This is a genomic window from Streptomyces coryli (assembly GCF_011044975.1).
Classification (GTDB): domain Bacteria; phylum Actinomycetota; class Actinomycetes; order Streptomycetales; family Streptomycetaceae; genus Streptomyces; species Streptomyces coryli.
In genome coordinates, this window is record NZ_JAAKZV010000402.1 from 1 (window position 1) to 4,424 (window position 4,424).

The window sequence follows — 4,424 nt, forward strand, 5'->3', positions numbered from 1 at the left end:
GGTCAGTGGGTCGGGTTGGTGGGTTCAGACCCCGGCGTCAGCCGGAAGGCGGGCCCGTAATCACCGCCGCCACCCGGGACTCGGGCCGGAAGGCGCCCGACTCCGCCAAGGTCGTCAGGCCCCACAGCATCTTCGCCACGTATACGCGCTCCAGCGCGAAGCCGTGTCGCTGCTCGAAGTCCGTCGCGAATGCGGCCAGTTCCGGTGTCGTACGGGCATAGCCGCCCGCGTGGAAGTCGTCCTCCACTCGCCAGCGTCCACGGGCGCCGCCGAAGGCCGCCTGCTGCAGGCGCGTCACCTCCGCGCCCAGGAAGTCCCCCTTCAGCACCGCGAAGCCCACCGACTCGCCGGGGAAGCCGGCCGCCAGCCCGGCCAGGGTGCCGCCCGTGCCGCACGCCACCGCCGCTACCTCGGCGTGCGCCGCGAGCTCCGCGCCGAGGGCGTAACAGCCGTGCACCGCCGCGGCATTGCTGCCGCCCTCCGGGACGGCGTAGAAGTCGCCGAAGCGGGCCTGCAAGTCCGGCAGCAGCGCGTCCTTGTCGCGATACGCGCCGCGCGTCACGAAGTGCAGCCGCATGCCGTCCGCCGCGCAGGCGGACAGCACCGGGTTCAGCGGGCGGTCCGCCAGCTCCGCGCCGCGGACCACGCCGATCGTCGTGAAGCCGAGCAGCCGGCCGGCCGCCGCGGTGGCGCGCAGGTGGTTGGAGTACGCGCCGCCGAAGGTCAGCAGCGCCTGCGCGCCCGCCGCGGCGGCGGCCCGGAGGTTCGGGACCAGCTTGCGCCACTTGTTGCCGGGCAGCTCGGGGTGGATCAGGTCCTCGCGCTTGAGCAGCAGCGTCAGGCCGCGGGCGGCGAAGCGCGGGTCCGGCGCTTCCTGCAGCGGCGACGGCAGCCGGGGCGCGAGGACCTCGGGGTCGAGAGGGCGCTCGGGAGGATGCGGCACGCTCAGGAGCGGGTGATGAAGTCCTCGCCGTTCTGCTGCAGGTGGCGCTGGACGGCCTCCGCCGCCTCCTGCGTGGCCTGCGGCGAGCCGAGGCCGCGCTGCTCGTTGAAATACGCGGCGCCGAGCTTGCGGAGCAGCGCCGCGCCCTCGCGCTGCGACTGCACCTCCTCGACCTTTTCCTTGCCCTGGTTGAGTGCCGACTGCGCCTGCGTCTTGGCGCGGTCCAGGAAGCCTGCCATGGCCGTCTCCTGACGATTGGTGCGGGATTTACTGTTGGTGCCTTTGATACCTAAGTATCCCGTGTGCCCTCAGTCATGCAACGAACCCCGCCCGGACGTGGTTCCTGAACAAGCCCGTTCCCCGACAGCATGCGGGCGAGGGATTTGGCGGGTTACGCGATCATGGCGGGCGGCGCCGGCGGCGCAGACTCGGATGGCATGACGGCTTCCCGCATGGTGGCGCTGGGCCACTACCAACCCGAACGAGTGCTCACCAACGACGACCTCGCCGAGCTGGTGGACACCAGCGACGAGTGGATCCGCAGCCGGGTCGGGATCCGTACCCGGCATATCGCGGCGGACGACGAGACCGTCGACGACATGGCCGCGGCGGCCGCCGAGCGGGCGCTGGCCGCGGGCGGGATCGCGGCGGAGACGGTGGACATGGTGCTGGTCGCCACGTGTACGGCGATCGACCGCAGCCCGAATATGGCGGCGCGGCTGGCGGCGCGGCTGGGGATGCCGGCGCCGGTCGCGATGGATGTGAATGTGGCCTGTTCCGGCTTCTCGCATGCGCTGGCCACCGCTGATCACGCGATCCGGGCGGGGGCGGCGCGGCGGGCTGTCGTCATCGGCTCGGAGAAGCTCAGCGCGATGACGGACTGGACGGACCGGTCCACGTGTGTGCTGGTGGGGGATGGCGCGGGGGCCGCGGTCGTCGAGGCGGCGCCCGACGGGGAGCCGGGCGGGCTCGGGCCCGTGGTGTGGGGGTCGGTGCCGTCGATGGCGTCGGCGGTACGGATCGAGGGGGAGCCGGGGCGGTTCGGGCAGGAGGGGCAGGCCGTCTATCGGTGGGCCACGACGGAGCTGCCGGGGATCGCTCGGGAGGTGTGTGAGCGGGCGGGGGTGGTGCCCGAGGAACTGGATGCGGTGGTGCTGCATCAGGCGAATCTGCGGATCGTGGTGCCGGTGGCGGAGCGGATGGGGGCGGTGAAGGCGGTGGTCTCGACGGATGTGAGTGAGTCGGGGAATACGTCGGCGGCGTCCGTGCCGCTGGCGCTGTCGAAGCTCTGCGCCTCCGGCGAGATTTCGTCGGGGGCTCGGGCGTTGCTGTTCGGCTTCGGGGGCGGGCTTTCGTACGCGGGGCAGGTCGTGCGGGTGCCGTGACCTGGGGGCTCCGCCCCCAGACCCCCGGTCGGCGCTTCGCGCCTGGTCCTCAAGTGCCGGACGGGCTGGGTTTGGTCACTTCGTGCGCCAGCCGCACCAAGTCCCGTAGCGACGGATGCTCCTGGCCGCTGCGCCACACCAGGTACAGCGGCACCTGCGGGGCATCCGTCAGCGGGCGGAAGACGACGGACGGGTGGCTGTAGAGGCCGGGTGTGGCCACCGTGGTGACGCCCAGGGCGCGGCCCGCGGCGATGGTGGTCAGCCATTCGTCGGTGTTCTTGACCTTGATCAGGGACGGTGGGCGGTGGTGGGCCGGCCACAGGTCGAGGCCCGTCGTGCCCGCGATGATGTTGGTCGCGATCGGCCAGTCGGCCAGGTCCGACAGGGTTACGGACTCGCGCGCCGCCAGCGGGTTGCCCGCCGGGAGGACGGCCAGGCGGTCCTCGTAGAGCATCAGCTCGCGCTGCAGGCCCGGGGCGGTCGCCTCGCCGCGCAGCAGCGCGGCGTCGACCTCGCCGCGGGTGAGGCCGGCGGTGCGGTCGTCGATGCGGCGGAGTTCCAGGGGGACGTCGGGGTGGGCCTCGTCCCAGCGGCGGAGGAGAGGGATGGTGAGGTCGCCGAAGGCGGCCCAGGGGTGGCCGAGGCGGAGCGGCCAGCGGGTGAGGGTGGCCGGGTTGAGGGCGTCGTCGACGGCGGCGAGTGCCACCGTGGCCTTGTCGCGGAAGGTGCGGCCGGCCGCGGTGAGGTCGAGATGGTGGGTGGAGCGGTCGACCAGGCGGGTGCCGAGGTGGTCCTCGAGCTGCCGGAGCGTACGCGAGAGGGCCGGCTGGCCCGTGTGCAGGCGGGCCGCGGCGCGGGTGACGTTGCCCTCCTCGGCGATCGCGAGGAAGGCGCGCAGGTGGCGCAGCTCGATGGTCATGCCTCACAAGCATAAGCACGGGATATTCGGCATTTCACGGCGAGCGGCCGGGTCCGTAGCGTGCATGGCATGACAACGACGACGAGGGCGGGGACGGCGGCGGCGCCCGTACGGGTGGTCAGGAACGCGGCCGGGCGGGGGAGTCTTTCCGGCGTCGGGCTGGTGCTGGCGGGGACGCTGTCGGTGCAGTTCGGCTCGGCGGTGGCGGCGCTGCTCTTCCCGCGGGCCGGGGCGCTCGGGGTGGTCAGCCTGCGGATCAGCATCGCGGCGCTGCTGCTGATGGTGGTGTGCCGGCCGAAGCTGCGTGGCTATGCGCGCGCGGACTGGGCGGTGGTGGGGTGCTTCGGGGTCGCGCTGGGATGCATGAACATGCTCTTCTACCAGGCGATCGACCGGATTCCGCTCGGTCCCGCGGTGACGCTCGAGGTGCTCGGGCCGCTGGCGCTGTCCGTGATCGCGGCGCGCCGGGCACTGAGCCTGGTGTGGGCCGCGCTGGCGCTGGCGGGGGTCTTCCTGCTGGGACGGGGCGGCTTCGACCAGCTCAACCTCGCGGGCGCGGGCTTCGCGCTGGGCGCGGGGGCGATGTGGGCGGCGTACATCATCTTCAACTCCCGGGCGGGCGCGCGCTTCCCGAAGCTCGACGGCCTGGCGATCGCGATGGGGGTGGCGGCGATCATCAGCTTGCCGCTGGGGGTGGCTTCGTCGGGTGCGGTGCTGCTCGAGCCGGGGGTGCTTGCGCTGGGACTGGGGGTGGCGCTGCTGTCGTCGGGCCTGCCGTACACGCTGGAACTGCTGGCATTGCGGCGGCTGCCGGCGGCGACCTTCGCGGTGCTGATGAGCTTGGCGCCGGGGGTGGCTGCGGTGGCGGGATTTCTGGTGCTGGGGCAGACGCTGTCGGTGATGGAGTGCGTGGCGATTGGGTTGGTGGTGGTGGCTAGTGCGGGGGCGGTGCGGACGGGGCGGCGGGTTTAGGCGCCGTAGGCCTGGGGTCGGTCGGAAACGTCGCCCCAGGCACAGAGCTCGGAACCGCCGCCCGGCAGGCCAAGGCGACCCGCCTCCCTCTCCCTTCCGTAGCCAGCCTCCCTAACGGCACCGAGCAGGACGTAAGACGGCAGCGCGACCGTCACCATCCGATGCCAAGCTGTCCGCCGTGGACGGGTGAGTTGGCATCGGATGG

At 72.6% G+C, this 4,424-nt stretch carries 5 protein-coding genes; 2 read left to right on the forward strand and 3 right to left on the reverse strand.

Translation table 11 applies throughout. The features are described from left to right. Window positions 1-37: 37 nt before the first annotated feature. Together G5C51_RS40095 and G5C51_RS40100 are read right to left on the reverse strand one after the other, a co-directional pair. Window positions 38-943: a pyridoxal-phosphate dependent enzyme gene (locus tag G5C51_RS40095; protein WP_165245574.1), complete on the reverse strand. Its 906-nt coding sequence runs from the start codon at window positions 941-943 to the stop codon at window positions 38-40. 2 nt (window positions 944-945) lie between these two features. Next, window positions 946-1,182: a hypothetical protein gene (locus G5C51_RS40100; RefSeq protein WP_165245576.1), complete on the reverse strand. Its 237-nt coding sequence runs from the start codon at window positions 1,180-1,182 to the stop codon at window positions 946-948. Between the two features lie 198 nt (window positions 1,183-1,380). On the opposite strand from G5C51_RS40100, the gene G5C51_RS40105 reads away from it, so the two are divergent. Further along, window positions 1,381-2,328, forward strand: a complete 948-nt coding sequence (locus G5C51_RS40105; protein ID WP_165245578.1) for a beta-ketoacyl-ACP synthase III — start codon at window positions 1,381-1,383, stop codon at window positions 2,326-2,328. A gap of 49 nt (window positions 2,329-2,377) precedes the next feature. On the opposite strand, the gene G5C51_RS40110 is transcribed toward G5C51_RS40105, so the two are convergent. Then, window positions 2,378-3,247 carry a LysR family transcriptional regulator gene (locus G5C51_RS40110; protein ID WP_165245580.1) on the reverse strand — a complete coding sequence of 290 codons (870 nt, stop codon included), beginning with the start codon at window positions 3,245-3,247 and terminating at the stop codon, window positions 2,378-2,380. Window positions 3,248-3,316: 69 nt separating this feature from the next. On the opposite strand from G5C51_RS40110, the gene G5C51_RS40115 reads away from it, so the two are divergent. Then, on the forward strand, window positions 3,317-4,219 hold the full coding sequence (locus G5C51_RS40115; protein ID WP_165245582.1) for an EamA family transporter: 903 nt from the start codon (window positions 3,317-3,319) through the stop codon (window positions 4,217-4,219). The last annotated feature ends 205 nt before the right edge of the window (window positions 4,220-4,424 follow it).